At 72.9% G+C, this 16,100-nt stretch carries 14 protein-coding genes; all 14 read left to right on the top strand.

The features are described 5' to 3' along the window. Positions 1 to 9 precede the first annotated feature (9 nt). The 14 genes from ACW14Y_RS13030 (at position 10) to ACW14Y_RS12965 (ending at position 16,026) form a co-directional block, all read left to right on the top strand. Complete coding sequence (locus ACW14Y_RS13030) at positions 10 to 642, top strand: TIGR02234 family membrane protein (protein ID WP_266268843.1); 633 nt, start codon at positions 10 to 12, stop codon at positions 640 to 642. A gap of 145 nt (positions 643 to 787) precedes the next feature. Next, positions 788 to 1,045 carry an HGxxPAAW family protein gene (locus ACW14Y_RS13025; RefSeq protein WP_380304904.1) on the top strand — a complete coding sequence of 86 codons (258 nt, stop codon included), beginning with the start codon at positions 788 to 790 and terminating at the stop codon, positions 1,043 to 1,045. Between the two features lie 90 nt (positions 1,046 to 1,135). Next, on the top strand, positions 1,136 to 1,582 hold the full coding sequence (locus ACW14Y_RS13020) for a DUF2752 domain-containing protein (protein WP_380304906.1): 447 nt from the start codon (positions 1,136 to 1,138) through the stop codon (positions 1,580 to 1,582). Between the two features lie 226 nt (positions 1,583 to 1,808). Continuing rightward, on the top strand, positions 1,809 to 2,615 hold the full coding sequence (trpC, locus tag ACW14Y_RS13015; protein ID WP_266268840.1) for an indole-3-glycerol phosphate synthase TrpC: 807 nt from the start codon (positions 1,809 to 1,811) through the stop codon (positions 2,613 to 2,615). 10 nt (positions 2,616 to 2,625) lie between these two features. Continuing rightward, positions 2,626 to 2,775, top strand: a complete 150-nt coding sequence (trpM, locus tag ACW14Y_RS13010) for a tryptophan biosynthesis modulator TrpM (protein WP_368082909.1) — start codon at positions 2,626 to 2,628, stop codon at positions 2,773 to 2,775. Positions 2,776 to 2,843: 68 nt separating this feature from the next. After that, positions 2,844 to 4,124 (top strand): tryptophan synthase subunit beta, encoded by a 1,281-nt coding sequence (trpB, locus tag ACW14Y_RS13005; protein WP_380304909.1) that lies wholly within the window; start codon positions 2,844 to 2,846, stop codon positions 4,122 to 4,124. 2 nt (positions 4,125 to 4,126) lie between these two features. Further along, positions 4,127 to 4,936: a tryptophan synthase subunit alpha gene (gene trpA / locus ACW14Y_RS13000; protein ID WP_380392427.1), complete on the top strand. Its 810-nt coding sequence runs from the start codon at positions 4,127 to 4,129 to the stop codon at positions 4,934 to 4,936. A 201-nt stretch (positions 4,937 to 5,137) separates the two neighbouring features. Further along, positions 5,138 to 5,470, top strand: a complete 333-nt coding sequence (locus ACW14Y_RS12995; RefSeq protein WP_456986810.1) for a hypothetical protein — start codon at positions 5,138 to 5,140, stop codon at positions 5,468 to 5,470. 124 nt (positions 5,471 to 5,594) lie between these two features. Further along, the gene (locus tag ACW14Y_RS12990) at positions 5,595 to 6,056 is read left to right on the top strand and encodes a MauE/DoxX family redox-associated membrane protein (RefSeq protein ID WP_045938143.1); all 462 of its coding nucleotides are present in this window, start codon (positions 5,595 to 5,597) and stop codon (positions 6,054 to 6,056) included. A 101-nt stretch (positions 6,057 to 6,157) separates the two neighbouring features. After that, positions 6,158 to 7,021, top strand: coding sequence for a DsbA family protein (locus ACW14Y_RS12985; RefSeq protein WP_380392432.1), 864 nt, complete (start codon positions 6,158 to 6,160; stop codon positions 7,019 to 7,021). A 164-nt stretch (positions 7,022 to 7,185) separates the two neighbouring features. Further along, on the top strand, positions 7,186 to 8,211 hold the full coding sequence (gene lgt / locus ACW14Y_RS12980) for a prolipoprotein diacylglyceryl transferase (protein ID WP_380313170.1): 1,026 nt from the start codon (positions 7,186 to 7,188) through the stop codon (positions 8,209 to 8,211). A gap of 135 nt (positions 8,212 to 8,346) precedes the next feature. Continuing rightward, a complete protein-coding gene (locus tag ACW14Y_RS12975) occupies positions 8,347 to 9,105 on the top strand; it encodes a VIT1/CCC1 transporter family protein (protein ID WP_380306568.1) in 759 nt (252 codons plus the stop codon). Positions 9,106 to 9,719: 614 nt separating this feature from the next. Further along, positions 9,720 to 14,573: a glutamate synthase-related protein gene (locus tag ACW14Y_RS12970; RefSeq protein WP_456988148.1), complete on the top strand. Its 4,854-nt coding sequence runs from the start codon at positions 9,720 to 9,722 to the stop codon at positions 14,571 to 14,573. Beyond that, the gene (locus tag ACW14Y_RS12965) at positions 14,566 to 16,026 is read left to right on the top strand and encodes a glutamate synthase subunit beta (RefSeq protein ID WP_266268830.1); all 1,461 of its coding nucleotides are present in this window, start codon (positions 14,566 to 14,568) and stop codon (positions 16,024 to 16,026) included. Before ACW14Y_RS12970 ends, ACW14Y_RS12965 begins: the two co-directional genes overlap by 8 nt. The last annotated feature ends 74 nt before the right edge of the window (positions 16,027 to 16,100 follow it).

The raw sequence follows: 16,100 nt of genomic DNA, 5'->3' as shown, positions 1-16,100 counted from the left end.
ACTGGTCCGGTGACCGCTGAAGCCCGCACCGACGCCGTGTCCGCCGACCCCGCCGCCGCCCCCGCGCCCGCCGCGCGGGCCGGGCGGCGCACCCTCGGGGTGATGCTGCTGCTCACCGTGCTGGGCGCGGTGCTGGTGCTGACCGCCGCCGGGCGGGTCTGGGCCGAGGGCCTGGCCGGCACCCTGGAGGTGTCCGTCACCGGCGGGAAGATCTCCGAACTGCCCGCCGGGCTGGCCCTGGTGGCCCTGGCGGCGGCGGTCGCGGTGTTCGCGGCGCGCGGCGCCGGACGGCTCGCGGTCGGGGTGCTGACGGTGCTGGCCGGGCTGGGCGCCGCCGCGGCCGCCGCGGCGGGCGCCGGGGACACCGCCGCGCTGGACGCCGAGGCGGCCCGCAAGCTGGCGCTGACCGGTTCCGCCGCGACCGGGGTCGGGCACACCGCCTGGCCGTGGGTGGCGCTGCTGGGCGGGCTGCTGCTGGCGCTGGCCGGGTTCCTGACCGTCCGGTACGGCCGCGGCTGGCCGGCCATGGGCAGCCGCTACGAGGCGCCGACCGGCCGGGCGCCGGTCCGGCGGGCGGCGGCCGAGACCCCGGCGGACCTGTGGAAGGCGCTGGACCGGGGCGAGGACCCGACCGCGCGCTGAGCCCCGCGGACCCGGTCGCACTGTGACGCGATAGACCCGCCACCCGCTTTGGGCCGCCGGTGTGCGGCCCGGCACAATGGAGACGTCAACCCGCCAGGGGCCCGCAGGCCCGGCCGGGGCCCCGAGAGCGTAGGAGCACCATCTGATGTCTGCAGGAACGAAGGCCGCCAGCGGCCACACCGTCGCCGCCTGGACCGGCGTGACGATCTCCTTCATCGGCTTCGCCATCGCGGGTGTCGCGATGATCCTGCCGTCGGTGCTGCTGGTCTGGGGCGGCCTGGCGGTCGTCGTGCTGGGCGGCGTGGTCGGCAAGGCCATGGCGATGGCGGGCATGGGCGCGCAGCCCAGCCCCCACATCTACACCCCGGAGGAGCAGGCGGCGCTGGCCGGCAGCGCGGCCTGACCCGGCCGGACCTCCTCACGTGAACGGCGGGCGGCAGGCCCGCCGTTTCGTTTCTCCCGCCGCGCCGCCGGGAGGGGCACAATCATGGGCGTGAACGCCGCCCCCGCCCCCACCGCCGCCGCCCGGCCGTCCGGCCCCCGCCGGTTCGTTCCGCCGCTGGCCGCCGCGGTCGCCGTGGCCGTCCCCGCCGGGTACATCGCCGCGGTGGACCCGAACAACCCCGGCCACTACCCGGACTGCCCCTTCCTCGCGGCCACCGGCTGGTGGTGCCCGGGCTGCGGCGGGCTGCGCTGCGTGCACGCGCTGACCCACGGGGACTTCAACGGCGCCCTGCACGACAACGCGGTGGCGGTGCTGCTGTTCGTGGTGCTGGCGGTGCTCTGGGCGCGCTGGCTCTGGGCGGCGCTGCGCGGACTGCCCGGGCCCCGGTTGGCGCTCGGGACCCGGCGCTGGGTGCTGGTGGCGCTGTTCGTCCTGGTCTTCACGGTGGTCCGCAATCTGCCGGTCGGCGCCGGCCTGGCCCCGCCGTCGGTCTGAGTCCGGTCGGAACCCGCGAGCCGGGTGGCGGACCGGTGAGCGGCCGCGCCCGGTGGCGGAGCGGTGAAGACGCAGGCCGGAGCCCCCGCACGGTGTCCGAACCACGAGACGCGCGCCGGGCGGATGCGCTGTGCGCCCCCCGTGCCGATACCATCGAAGGGCCGGGGGCCCATTGGCCGCCGGCTCCTCGCCAGTAGTACCGGCAAATCATGATGGGGGCGCCCGAGTGAGTGTGCTCGACTCGATCGTCGAAGGGGTCCGCGAGGACCTCGCCGAGCGACAGGCCCGGGTCTCGCTGGACGAGCTCAAGGAGCTCGCCGCCAAGGCCCCGGACGCCAAGGACGGCGTGGCCGCGCTGCGCGGCGACGGCATCCGGGTGATCTGCGAGGTCAAGCGCTCCAGCCCGTCCAAGGGCGCGCTGGCCACGATCGCGGACCCGGCCTCCCTGGCGACCGACTACGCGGCCGGCGGTGCCGCCGCGATCAGCGTGCTGACCGAGCAGCGCCGCTTCGGCGGCTCGCTGGCGGACCTGGACGCCGTCCGCGCCGCCGTGGACACCCCGCTGCTCCGCAAGGACTTCATCGTCACCGCCTACCAGCTGTGGGAGGCCCGCGCGCACGGCGCCGACCTCGCGCTGCTGATCGTCGCGGCCCTCGAGCAGCCGGCCCTGGTGTCGCTGATCGAGCGCGCCGAGTCGATCGGCCTCACCCCGCTGGTGGAGGTGCACGACGAGGAGGAGATCAAGCGCGCGGTGGACGCCGGGGCGCGGATCATCGGCGTCAACGCCCGCAACCTCAAGACCCTCGAAGTGGACCGCAACACCTTCGGCAATGTCGTCCACGCCATTCCGGACAGCATCGTCAAGATCGCCGAGTCCGGGGTGCGCGGTCCGCTGGACGTGATCTCCTACGCCAACCTGGGCGCGGACGCGGTCCTGGTCGGCGAGTCCCTGGTGACCGGCAAGGACCCGCGGGCCGCCGTGGCCGACCTGGTCGCGGCCGGCGCCCACCCGGCGATCCGGCACAAGGACTGATCCCGCCGCCATGAAGATCGCCTCCCGTCTCGCCCCCGGCTGCCGCCCGCGCGGCTGCCGCGCGCCCGCGCGCCGGGTGCTGGGGCGGCGGGTGCGGTACGTCATCGGCTGCGAGCCCGGACAGGTCCCCGGGAGGCGATGGCGTCCGACGTCCGGCTGACCGCAGCCATCAGACGTCACGTCATCCGTCGACACCATCCCGTCGACATCATCCCGAGGGACTTCACCATGTCTGAAAAGTCCGAAAAGTCTTCAGGAAATCCCGAGCGGGACTACCCGGCCGGCGCCGAGGTGCCGGACGCGCGCGGCTACTTCGGCGCGTACGGCGGCCGCTTCATCCCGGAGGCCCTGGTCGCCGCCGTCGAGCAGGTCGCCGAGGAGTACGAGAAGGCCAAGGCCGACCCGGCCTTCACCGCCGAGCTCGACGCGCTGCTCAAGGACTACACCGGCCGCCCCAGCCCGCTGACCGATGTGCGGCGGTTCTCCGCCGAGGCCGGCGGCGCGCGGATCCTGCTCAAGCGCGAGGACCTCAACCACACCGGCTCGCACAAGATCAACAACGTCCTGGGGCAGGCCCTGCTCACCCGGCGGATGGGCAAGACCCGGATCATCGCCGAGACCGGCGCCGGCCAGCACGGCGTGGCCACCGCCACCGCCTGCGCCCTGTTCGGCTTCGACTGCACCATCTACATGGGCGAGGTCGACACCCAGCGGCAGGCGCTCAACGTCGCCCGGATGCGGATGCTGGGCGCCGAGGTGGTCTCCGTGACCTCCGGCAGCCGGACGCTCAAGGACGCCATCAACGAGGCGTTCCGCGACTGGGTCGCCAACGTCGACTCCACCCACTACCTGTTCGGCACCGTCGCCGGCCCGCACCCGTTCCCGATGATGGTCCGGGACTTCCACCGGGTCATCGGGATCGAGGCGCGGCAGCAGGTGCTCGACCGCACCGGCCGGCTCCCCGACGCGGTCGTGGCCTGCGTCGGCGGCGGCTCCAACGCGATGGGCATCTTCCACGAGTTCATCCCGGACGCCGGGGTGCGGCTGATCGGCTGCGAGGCGGCCGGCGAGGGCGCCGAGACGCCCAGGCACGCCGCCACCCTCACCAAGGGCGACCCGGGGGTGCTGCACGGCTCCCGGACGTACGTGCTGCAGGACGAGGACGGCCAGACCATCGAGTCGCACTCGATCTCGGCCGGCCTCGACTACCCGGGCGTCGGCCCGGAGCACGCCTGGCTGAAGGACACCGGCCGGGCCGAGTACCGCCCGGTCACCGACGACGCCGCCATGCAGGCGCTGCGGCTGCTGTCCCGCACCGAGGGCATCATCCCGGCCATCGAGAGCGCGCACGCGCTGGCCGGCGCCCTGGAGCTGGGCCGCGAGCTCGGCCCCGACGCCACCGTCCTGGTCTCGCTGTCCGGCCGCGGCGACAAGGACATGCACACCGCCGCCGAGTACTTCGGCCTCTACGACGAGCCGGGCGCCGGCTCCGCCCACGGGGGTAAGTGACCATGGCTTCCAAGCTCAGTGGCATTCTGGCCGCCGCCAAGGCGGAGGGCCGCGCCGCGCTGATCGGCTACCTGCCGGCCGGCTTCCCGTCCGTGGACGGCGGCATCCGCGCCGTCGGCGCGCTGATCGAGGGCGGCTGCGACATCGTCGAGATCGGCCTGCCGCACTCCGACCCGGTGCTGGACGGTCCGACCATCCAGACCGCCGACGACATCGCGCTGCGCGGCGGGGTCCGGATCAAGGACGTGCTGCGCACCGTCCAGGAGGTGGCTTCGGCGCACCCCGCCGCCGCGGTGCTGGTCATGACCTACTGGAACCCGGTGGACCGGTACGGCGTCGCGCGGTTCGCCGCCGACCTGGCCGCGGCCGGCGGGGCGGGCTGCATCCTGCCGGACCTGCCGGTGGAGGAGTCCGTGGAGTGGCGCAAGGCGGCCGAGGAGCACGGTCTGGACACCGTGTTCGTGGTCGCGCCGAGCAGCAAGGACCGCCGGCTCGCGGAGGTCACCTCGGCGGGCAGCGGTTTCGTGTACGCGGCCGCCGTGATGGGCGTGACCGGCAGTCGGGCGCAGGTCGGCGACCTCGCCGAGGACCTGGTCGCCCGGACCAGGGCCACGACCGAGCTGCCGGTCTGCGTCGGCCTCGGGGTGTCGACCCGTGAGCAGGCCGCGCAGGTCGCCGGGTTCGCGGACGGCGTCATCGTCGGTTCGGCCTTCGTCCAGCGGATCCTGGACGCGGACGGGGACGAGGGGGCCGCGCTCGCGGCGGTCCGCGAGCTGGCCGGCGAGCTGGCGCGGGGCGTCCGCCGGGCCTAGGTCGTACCACTGGCGGCCCGTCACCTCCTCGGAGGTGGCGGGCCGTCGGCGTTCCCCGTCGGTCCGGGCGGTCGGCCGGACCCGAACGGGTGAACAGTGCGGGGCGTGCGCATCAGCGGGGGTTGACCGGCGTTGAGTGGAGGGACGAGTGCACGAACCACGTGCCCCCGGGGCGCGGGAGCGAGCGGAAGGGGTCGGCCGATGCCCGGTCTTCAGCGAGCCGTGCTGCTGCGGGCGGCCGCGGCCGCGCTGGCCCTCGGCGCCGCGCTCGGGGCGCAGGCGGCGGTCGTCCCGGCGCTGGCCAAACGGGGGGTGGAGCGGGCCGAGCGGGACGCGTACGTGTGCGCCGAGGCGGTCCGGATGGAGGCGGTGGCGCGGGCCGGCCGCTCGGATCCGCAGGGGCGGCCCGCGCTCCTCGGCGACAGCCGGTCCGAGGCCGGGAGGTCCGAGGTCGGGAGGTACGGGGCCGGGCGGTACGACGTCGACCGGTACGAGCTGGGGTGGCCGCCCGGCTGCGACCCGGTCGCCCGTTAGAGTGAAACCGGGTCAACAGCTATCAATGTTCACTCTTTCGGCTTAACTCGCGAAACCGGAGGAACCCGGCGTCACCGTCGGCGGTTCATAGGGCGTGACGGTGTTTCCCGAGGGGGTTGTCCGGATGGCCGGGCCGGTGACGGAGTGGATCGGTACGGCGGCCCGGTTGGGCCTGGCCGTGGTCTGGGGCTGGGCGGGGCTGGCGAAGATCGCCGACCCGGCGGAGGCCGCCCAGGCGGTGCGCGCGTACGAGATCCTGCCCGAGGCCCTGGTCAAACCGGTCGGCCACGGACTGCCCTTCCTGGAGCTGGCGCTCGCGCTGCTGCTGGTGGTCGGCCTGGGCACCCGCCTGGTCGCGGCCCTCTCGGCCGGGCTGCTGCTCGCCTTCATCGCCGGGATCGCCTCCGCCTGGGCGCGCGGCATCTCGATCGACTGCGGGTGCTTCGGCGGCGGCGGGGCGGTCGACTCCTCGCAGACCGAGTACCTGCAGGAGATCCTGCGCGACACCGGGTTCCTGCTGCTGGCCGGCTGGCTGCTCCGGTGGCCCCGCACCAAGTTCTCGGTGGACGGCTGGCTGGCGCGCTGAGCGCCCCGTCCTCCCACCGCAGCACCCCCGACCTCCCACCGCAGCACCCCCGACCTCCCACCGCACCACCCCCGCCCCCGAATCTGGAATGTCCAAGGCTGATGAGCGAGAAGAACCGAGAAGGCAAGCGCACCGCCCGCGAGCGGATGCTGGCGGACCGGGCCGCGGACGAGGCCCGCGGCCGGAAGAAGAAGAAGCTGATCATCGGCGGGGTGGCACTCGCGGTGATCGCCGCCGCCGTGGTCACCGGCGTGGTGGTGCAGGACCAGCGCTCCAAGCCGGAGACCCCCACCGCCGCCCCGGCCGGCACGATCGGGGACAAGAACCTGGTGATCCCGGTCGGCTCGGACAACTCGCCCGCCGTCCTCACCGTCTACGAGGACCCGCGCTGCCCCGCCTGCGGCACCTTCGAGCGGGAGTTCTCCTCCACCATCAGCCAGCTGGAGGACGCGGGCAAGATCTACACCAACTACCACATCGTCTCGTTCATCGACCGGGCCGTGCCCGGCAAGGGCTCCCGCTACGGCGCCAACGCGCTGGCCTGCGCCCAGGACGCCGGGCACTTCCGCGACTACCACGACGTGCTCTACCGCAACCAGCCGGACGAGACCAGCGACGCCTTCGGCGACAAGGCGACCCTGATCAGCCTCGGCAAGCAGGTCGACGGACTCGACACCCCCGCGTTCGAGGCCTGCGTCAACAACTCCACGTACAGCGGATGGGTGTCGGCCGTCCAGCAGGACTTCGACAAGTCGAGCTACAAGTCCACGCCCACCGTGCTCCTCAACGGGCAGCCGATCTACCCGAAGTACAACAACGAGGAGATCACCCCGGCCAACCTGGTGAAGTGGGTCGACGCCGCCAACCAGGGCAAGACGCTGGGCACCCCGGGCACCCACGGACAGTCGCCGGCCCCCACCAGCACCGCCTCGGAGAGCAACAACCCCTCGCCGAAGGCCGGCTGAGCCGGGCCCGCCGCCGCGGCCGCCGCCGTCCCCTCCCCGGCCGGAGGGGGCGGCGGCGGCCGTGCTCCGGGCCCGCGCACCGATCCCTGCACCGATCTGTGCACCGACTGTGACCCGCCGGGGTGTCCTGGACGGGCCGTCGACCCTGTAGCGTCGGAGCTGCCATGGATATCGCCTACATTCCCAGCCCGTCGCGGGGCGTCCTGGAAATCGGACCCGTCCCGCTGCGCGCCTACGCCTTCTGCATCATCCTCGGTGTCGTCGTCGCCGTCTGGCTCGGCAGCAAGCGCTGGGTCGCCCGAGGTGGTGGCAAGCACACGGTCGGCGACATCGCCGTCTGGGCTGTGCCGTTCGGCCTGGTCGGCGGCCGGCTCTACCACGTGATCACCGACCACCAGCTCTACTTCGACGAGGGCAAGAACCCCTGGAACGCCTTCAAGATCTGGGAGGGCGGCCTCGGCATCTGGGGCGCGATCGCGCTGGGCGCGGTCGGCGCCTGGATCGGAGCCCGCCGCCGGGGCGTGCCGCTGCCCGCCTACGCCGACGCGATCGCCCCGGGCATCGCGCTCGCCCAGGCGCTCGGCCGCTGGGGCAACTGGTTCAACCAGGAGCTCTACGGCCGCGAGACCACGCTGCCGTGGGGCCTGGAGATCACCAAGACGCTGCCCGGCGGTGAGAAGATCACCGGGATCTACCACCCGACCTTCCTCTACGAGTCGCTCTGGTGCGTGGGCGTCGCGGCGCTGGTGATCTGGGCGGACAAGCGGTTCACCCTGGGCCACGGCCGGGCCTTCGCGCTGTACGTGGCCGCGTACACGGTGGGCCGGTTCTGGATCGAGTGGCTGCGGATCGACGACGCGCACCACATCCTCGGTCTGCGGCTGAACGACTGGGTGGCGATCCTCGTCTTCCTCGGCGCCGTCGCGTACTTCGTGATCGTCGGGAAGAAGCGCCCCGGCCGCGAGGACCCGGCGAGCATCGACCCGATGGCCGACGCGGACGAGCGGGCGGCGGCCGTGCCGGCCGACCGGGCCGCCGACGAGCCGGGCGGGACGTCGGACGCGAAGACCGGTGACGAGTCGGACGAGAAGTCCGACGAGAAGTCGGACGGGAAGCCGGGCGGAAAGGCCCAGGACGCCCTCGCCGAGAAGCTCGACAAGTTGGAGAAGGGCGCCAGGAACCCCGCCTGAGCTGCGCCGATCCAGGCCCCGGCCGCCCTCCGCACCCTGTGCGGAGGGCGGCCGCCGTCATGTTCGGACAGCCTTACTTTGCTGGAAATGCCCAGGTCAACAGGGCTACGGTCAGTAAGTAAGGCGATCGGACCAATGGACGGAGGGGGAAGAGTCGTGACCGCGACCATCCTGGAGCACGAGGCCGGGCAGCACCCGCGGATACCCGCCGCGGGACACCACCGGGACGTCAACGGCGGCTGGCTGCGGCCGGCGGTGTTCGGCGCGATGGACGGACTGGTCTCCAACTTCGCGCTGATGACCGGCGTCGTCGGCGGAGCCGTTTCCAGCAGCACGGTGGTGCTCACCGGCCTGGCCGGGCTGGCCGCCGGCGCCTGCTCGATGGCGGCGGGGGAGTACACCTCGGTGGCCTCCCAGCGGGAGCTGGTGCAGGCCGAGATCGAGGCGGAGCGGCTGGAGCTGAGCCGCAACCCGCACGGCGAGCTGGCCGAGCTGGCCCAGGTGTACGTCGACCGGGGGGTGGAGCCGGAGCTCGCCCACGAGGTGGCGCGGCAGCTGTCCGCCGACCCGGACCGGACGCTGGAGGTGCACGCCCGGGAGGAGCTGGGCGTCGACCCCAACGACCTGCCCTCGCCGTGGGTGGCGGCCGGGTCCTCCTTCGTCTGCTTCGCGGTGGGCGCGCTGCTCCCGCTGCTGCCGTACCTGCTGGGCGCGACCTCGCTGGTGCCGGCGCTGCTGCTCTCGGTCGCCGGGCTGTTCGCCTGCGGCGCGGTGGTGGCGCGGGTGACGGCGCGCAGCTGGTGGTTCAGCGGGCTGCGGCAGCTGGTGCTGGGCGGGGCGGCGGCCGGGGTGACGTATCTGCTGGGGTGGCTGATCGGCGGGCAGATCGGCTAGGGAGTCAGGGGGCGGAACACTTTGCAAAGTCCCAGCACGCTTTGCAAAGTGCACTTTGCAAAGCGTGCTGGGACTTTGCAAAGTCGCGGCCGGGGCGGGCGGAGGAGCGCGTCGGGTGGCCGCGCTGGCCGGGTGCGGGGCGACCGGGGTCGGGCCCGGGCCGGGTGCGGGGCGGCCGGGGCGGCGGAGGGTCACCGCGGGGGTACGGTGTGCTGTTGCATGGTTATGCACTCCGCTGGGTGACATTGCGCACATGGCACCCTGGCGCCGCCTGGCTTGTCTCAGCATTCGAGCCGATCGGGCCAAGGAATCGCATCTGCCGGTCGAGTGTGGGAATGGAATCGCAGGCACCCTTGATCGACCGTCGTGGCGGGCGGATGTCGCCCCTGTTTCAGGCGGTCGACGGCCGGGCACAATCGTCGAGGCGTGCGGCGCGGCACGCCCTCCCGCAGCACCCGTGACCTGCGGATCCGTCCCGCGATGTGGACGAGGTATCCCGCTTCCCGGGATGTTCGGCATCATGTAACTTGCACGAAATCGCATCAGGGCCAACGTCGTCCCTACTGCACCAGCCTCCAAAGACGACGACGGGAGAGCCGATGCTGTCTGCATCCATGCACTCCGCCAACGAGCCCCAGGCCGGCGCCGCCCGCCCGCCGTACGCGCTCGTTCCGGATGCGCGACCTGCTGCTCAGGGCCTGTACGACCCGCGAAACGAGCACGACGCCTGTGGCGTCGGATTCGTCGCCACGCTGACCGGCATCGCCGACCACACCGTCGTCGAGCAGGCGCTGACCGTCCTGCGCAACCTGGAGCACCGCGGCGCCACCGGCGCCGAGCCGGACTCCGGTGACGGCGCCGGCATCCTCACCCAGGTCCCGGACGCCTTCCTGCGCGCCAAGGTCGACTTCGAACTCCCCGCCGCCGGCTCCTACGCGGTCGGCATCGCCTTCCTGCCCGACGCCGACGACCAGGACGCCACCGCCGTCGCGCGGATCGAGGCCATCGCGGCCGAGGAGGACCTGACCGTCCTCGGCTGGCGCGACGTCCCGGTCACCCCGGACCTGCTGGGCGCGACCGCCCGCAGCGTCATGCCCCGGTTCCGCCAGCTGTTCCTCGGCGGCACCGACAGGACCGGCATCGAGCTCGACCGGGTCGCCTTCGTGGTCCGCAAGCGCTCCGAGCGCGAGGCCGGGGTCTACTTCCCCTCGCTGTCCGCGCGCACCATCGTCTACAAGGGCATGCTGACCACCGGCCAGCTGGAGCCCTTCTTCCCCGACCTGTCGGACCGGCTCTACGCCTCCGCGCTCGGCCTGGTGCACTCGCGCTTCTCCACCAACACCTTCCCGAGCTGGCCGCTCGCCCACCCGTACCGCTTCGTCGCGCACAACGGCGAGATCAACACGGTCAAGGGCAACCGGAACTGGATGACCGCCCGGGAGTCCCAGCTCGCCACCGACCTGATCCCCGCGAACAGCAACGGCCAGGGCCTGGAGCGGATCTTCCCGATCTGCACCCCGGACCACTCCGACTCGGCCTCCTTCGACGAGGTCCTGGAGCTGCTCCACCTCGGCGGCCGTTCGCTGCCGCACGCGGTGCTGATGATGATCCCCGAGGCGTGGGAGAACCACGTCACGATGGACCCGGCCCGCCGCGCCTTCTACCAGTACCACTCCAACCTGATGGAGCCCTGGGACGGCCCGGCCTGCGTCACCTTCACCGACGGCACGCAGATCGGCGCCGTGCTGGACCGCAACGGCCTGCGCCCCGCCCGCTACTGGATCACCGAGGACGGCCTGGTCGTCCTCTCCTCCGAGGTCGGCGTGCTCGACATCGAGCAGACCCGGGTGGTCAAGAAGGGCCGGCTGCAGCCCGGCCGGATGTTCCTCATCGACACCGCCGAGCACCGCATCGTCGAGGACGAGGAGATCAAGTCGGCGCTGGCCGCCGAGCACCCCTACGCGGAGTGGGTCGAGGGCGGGCAGATCGAGCTCGCCAGGCTCCCCGAGCGCGAGCACATCGCGCACACCCACGCCTCCGTCACCCGCCGCCAGCAGACCTTCGGCTACACCGAGGAGGAGCTGCGGGTCGTCCTGGCGCCGATGGCGAAGACCGGCGCCGAGGCGCTCGGCTCGATGGGCACCGACTCGCCGATCGCCGCGCTGAGCGAGAAGCCGCGACTGCTGTTCGACTACTTCGTGCAGCTCTTCGCGCAGGTCACCAACCCGCCGCTGGACGCCATCCGCGAGGAGCTCGTCACCTCGCTGCTGTCCAACCTCGGCCCCGAGGGCAACCTGCTGACCGCCGAGGCCGCGTCCTGCCGCTCGGTCGGCATCACCTTCCCGGTGATCGACAACGACGAGCTGGCCAAGCTGGTCCACATCAACGCGGACGGCGACCAGCCCGGCCTCAAGGCCGTCACGCTGTCCGGCCTGTACCGGGTCGCCACCGGCGGCGAGGGCCTGGCCGCCCGGCTCGCCGCCATCGCCGCCGAGGCGGACGCGGCGATCGCCGACGGCGCCCGGATCATCGTGCTCTCCGACCGGCACTCCGACGCCGAGCACGCCCCGATCCCCTCGCTGCTGCTCACCTCGGCGATCCACCACCACCTGATCCGCACCAAGCAGCGCACCCGGGTGTCGCTGCTGGTCGAGGCCGGCGACGTGCGCGAGGTGCACCACGTCGCGCTGCTGATCGGCTACGGCGCCGGCGCGGTCAACCCGTACCTGGCCATGGAGTCGGTCGAGGACCTCGTCGCCCAGGGCACCTTCCTGACCGGTGTCGAGGCCGAGAAGGCGATCAAGAACCTGATCAAGGCGCTCGGCAAGGGCGTGCTGAAGGTGATGTCCAAGATGGGCATCTCCACCGTCGCCTCCTACCGCGGCGCGCAGGTCTTCGAGGCCATCGGCCTCGCCCAGGAGCTGGTCGGCACCACCAGCAAGGGGGGCGGGGGGGGGGGGGACGAGGTCGCCAGGGACCGGGGGGGGGCATCCCGGCCGCGCACCGCGGGAGGGGGCGAACACCGGGGGGGGGGGGGGGGGGGGGGGGGGGGGGGGGGGGGGGGGGGGGGGGGGGGGGGGGGGGGGGGGGGGGGGGGGGGGGGGGGGGGGGGGGGGGGGGGGGGGGGGGGGGGGGGGGGGGGGGGGGGGGGGGGGGGGGGGGGGGGGGGGGGGGGGGGGGGGGCCTACTTCGCCGGCACCACCAGCAAGCTCGGCGGCATCGGCCTGGACGAGGTCGCCAGGGAGACCGCCGCCCGGCACGCCAAGGCGTACCCGGCCTCCGGCATCCCGGCCGCGCACCGCGCCCTGGAGATCGGCGGCGAGTACCAGTGGCGCCGCGAGGGCGAGCCGCACCTGTTCGACCCGGACACCGTCTTCCGGCTGCAGCACTCCACCCGCAACCGCCGGTACGACATCTTCAAGCAGTACACGGACCGGGTGAACGAGCAGTCCGAGCGGCTGATGACGCTGCGCGGCCTGTTCAAGCTGGACGGGCTCGGCCGCACCCCGGTGCCGGTCGAGGAGGTCGAGCCGGTCTCCGAGATCGTCAAGCGGTTCTCCACCGGCGCCATGTCGTACGGCTCGATCTCCCTCGAGGCGCACGAGACGCTGGCGATCGCGATGAACCGCCTCGGCGCCAAGTCCAACACCGGTGAGGGCGGCGAGGACCCGGACCGCCTGTACGACCCGGAGCGCCGCTCGGCGATCAAGCAGGTCGCCTCCGGCCGCTTCGGCGTCACCTCCGAGTACCTGGTCAACGCCGACGACATCCAGATCAAGATGGCCCAGGGCGCCAAGCCCGGCGAGGGCGGCCAGCTGCCCGGCCACAAGGTCTACCCGTGGGTCGCCAAGACCCGGCACTCCACCCCGGGTGTCGGTCTGATCTCGCCGCCGCCGCACCACGACATCTACTCGATCGAGGACCTGGCGCAGCTGATCCACGACCTCAAGAACGCCAACCCCGAGGCCCGCATCCATGTGAAGCTGGTCTCCGAGGTCGGCGTCGGAACGGTCGCGGCCGGCGTCTCCAAGGCGCACGCGGACGTCGTGCTGGTCTCCGGCCACGACGGCGGCACCGGCGCCTCGCCGCTCACCTCGCTCAAGCACGCGGGCGGCCCCTGGGAGCTCGGCCTCGCCGAGACCCAGCAGACCCTGCTGCTGAACGGCCTGCGCGACCGGATCGTGGTGCAGACCGACGGCCAGCTGAAGACCGGCCGCGACGTCGTCATCGCCGCGCTGCTGGGCGCCGAGGAGTTCGGCTTCGCCACCGCCCCGCTGGTGGTCTCCGGCTGCATCATGATGCGCGTCTGCCACCTGGACACCTGCCCGGTCGGCGTCGCCACCCAGAACCCGGTGCTGCGCGAGCGCTTCTCCGGCAAGCCGGAGTTCGTGGTCAACTTCTTCGAGTTCATCGCCGAGGAGGTCCGGGAGATCCTGGCCGAGCTGGGCTTCCGCTCGATCGAGGAGGCCGTCGGCCACGCCGAGCACATCGACGCCGAGGCCGCGGTGGACCACTGGAAGGCCGCCGGGCTCGACCTGGCCCCGCTGTTCCACGTGCCCGAGCTGCCCGAGGGCGCGTCCCTGCACCGCACCACCACGCAGGACCACTCGCTGGACAAGGCCCTGGACAACCAGCTGATCGACCTGGCCCAGGACGCCCTGGAGAACGGCGACGCCGTCCGCATCCAGCTGCCGATCCGCAACGTCAACCGGACCGTCGGCACCATGCTCGGCCACCAGGTGACCAAGCGGTACCGCGGCGAGGGCCTGCCCGAGGGCACCATCGACGTCACCTTCACCGGCTCGGCCGGCCAGTCCTTCGGCGCCTTCGTGCCGCGCGGCGTGACGCTGCGGCTGGAGGGCGACGCCAACGACTACGTCGGCAAGGGCCTGTCCGGCGGCGTGCTCGTGGTCCGCCCGGCCCGCGACGCGGCGGCCATCGGCAACGACGCGCAGAACCACGTCATCGCCGGCAACACCATCGGTTACGGCGCCACCAGCGGCCGGATCCACCTGCGCGGCAAGGCCGGCGAGCGGTTCGCCGTCCGCAACTCGGGTGCCACCCTGGTCGTCGAGGGCGTGGGCGACCACGCCCTGGAGTACATGACCGGCGGCCGGGTCGTCATCCTCGGCGAGACCGGGCGCAACCTGGCGGCCGGCATGTCCGGCGGTGTCGCCTACGTGCTGGACCTGCGCCCGGCGAACGTCAACAGCGGCATGGTGGGCATCGAGGCCCCCGGCGCCGCCGACCGCGAATGGCTGCGCGAGACCGTGCAGCAGCACTACGAGGAGACCGGCTCCACCGTCGCGGCCGAGCTCCTGGCGGACTGGGGCAGCGGGGTCTCCCGCTTCTCCACGATCATGCCGACCGACTACAAGGCAGTGCTCGCCGCCAAGGACGCCGCTGAGCGCGATGGCCTCTCCGAGGCCGAGACCACTCGCAAGATGATGGAGGCGGCACGTGGCTGACCCCAAGGGCTTCCTGACCACGCCCAAGCAGCTCGCCGAGCGGCGTCCGGTGGACGTGCGCATCCGGGACTGGAACGAGGTCTACGTCGAGCGCAGCCTGCTGCCGATCATCACCAAGCAGGCCGGCCGCTGCATGGACTGCGGCATCCCGTTCTGCCACAACGGCTGCCCGCTCGGGAACCTCATCCCCGAGTGGAACGACCTCGCCTACCGGGACGACTGGTCCGGCGCGATCGAGCGGCTGCACGCGACCAACAACTTCCCGGAGTTCACCGGGCGGCTCTGCCCGGCGCCCTGCGAGTCGGCCTGCGTGCTCGGCATCAACCAGGACGCGGTGACCATCAAGAACGTCGAGGTCACCATCATCGACAAGGCCTGGGACCGCGGCGGGGTCACCCCGCAGGTGCCGGAGCGGCTGTCCGGCAAGACGGTCGCCGTGGTCGGCTCCGGGCCGGCCGGCCTGGCGGTCGCCCAGCAGCTCACCCGGGCCGGGCACACCGTGGTGGTGTACGAGCGGGCCGACCGGATCGGCGGCCTGCTGCGGTACGGCATCCCCGAGTTCAAGATGGAGAAGCGCCACATCAACCGCCGCGTCGAGCAGATGCGCGCGGAGGGCACCCGGTTCCGCACCGGCGTGCACGTGGGCGAGGACATCACCGGGCAGCAGCTGCGCGAGCGCTTCGACGCGGTCGTCGTCGCGGCCGGCGCCACCACCGCCCGCGACCTGCCGGTGCCCGGGCGCGAGCTCAAGGGCGTCCACCAGGCGATGGAGTACCTGCCGCTGGCCAACAAGGTGCAGGAGGGCGACTTCGTCGAGCCGCCGATCAGCGCCAAGGGCAAGCACGTCGTGGTCATCGGCGGCGGCGACACCGGCGCGGACTGCGTCGGCACCGCCCACCGGCAGGGGGCGGCCTCGGTCACCCAGCTGGAGATCATGCCGCGACCGGGCGAGGAGCGGCCGTCCGGCCAGCCCTGGCCGACCATGCCCATGACCTACAAGGTCACCTCCGCGCACGAGGAGGGCGGCGAGCGGATCTACTCCGTCTCCACCACCCACTTCAGCGGCGACGAGGAGGGCAACGTCCAGGAGCTGCACCTCGTCGAGGTGGAGTTCAAGGACGGGAAGTTCGAGCAGGTGCCGGGCAGCGAGCGGGCGATCCCGGCGCAGCTGGTCACCCTGGCGATGGGCTTCACCGGGACGGACGTCCGGAACGGTCTGGTCGAGCAGCTGGGCGTGGACCTCGACGCACGCGGTAATGTGTCCCGGGACGCGAAGTTCGCCACCAATGTCGATGGCGTCTACGTCTGCGGCGATGCCGGCCGTGGCCAGTCGCTGATCGTCTGGGCCATCGCGGAGGGCCGCTCGGCCGCCGCGGCGGTCGACACCTACTTGGGCGGCAAGACCCCGCTGCCCGCACCGATCCGGCCGACGGACCGCCCTCTGGTGGTCTGATCCGGTCTAGGTAACCCGGCGCTGCACTCGCCGGGTCGCACCGAGCCGCACCCCGTCAGCGTCGCCGGGCCACC

This window comes from Kitasatospora sp. cg17-2 (genome assembly GCF_054031055.1).
Note: the sequence above shows the minus strand (reverse complement) of the source record. Positions and strands in the feature narration are given on the sequence as shown.